The sequence below is a fragment of the Mesorhizobium sp. WSM4836 genome (assembly GCF_055811815.1).
This window is the reverse complement of the sequence record NZ_JBVVQF010000116.1, coordinates 1-280: the sequence shown is the minus strand read 5'-3', so window position 1 is coordinate 280 and position 280 is coordinate 1. Positions and strand designations below refer to the sequence as shown.

General features: G+C 66.8%; 1 protein-coding gene. It reads left to right on the top strand.

What is annotated here, in order from left to right; genetic code table 11:
• Positions 1-280, top strand: a 280-nt coding sequence (locus tag AC0L2P_RS32335; RefSeq protein WP_473507258.1) for a radical SAM protein, incomplete at both ends; no start/stop codon positions are given.

The window sequence follows — 280 nt, the reverse complement described above, 5'->3', positions numbered from 1 at the left end:
GTGGTGGAGGCGGTCCACGCCGCCGCGCCCGCGAACCTGTCGCCCTATATCGACCTGATCCCGGACGCCGGGCTGAAGCTGACGCCGCGTCACTACAGCTATCTGAAGATTTCGGAAGGCTGCAACCATCGGTGCAGCTTCTGCATCATCCCGTCGCTGCGCGGCGATCTGGTCAGCCGCCGCCCCGACGCTATCCTGCGCGAGGCGGAGAAGCTGGTCGCGGCGGGCACGCGCGAGCTGCTTGTCATCAGCCAGGACACCTCGGCCTATGGCATCGACA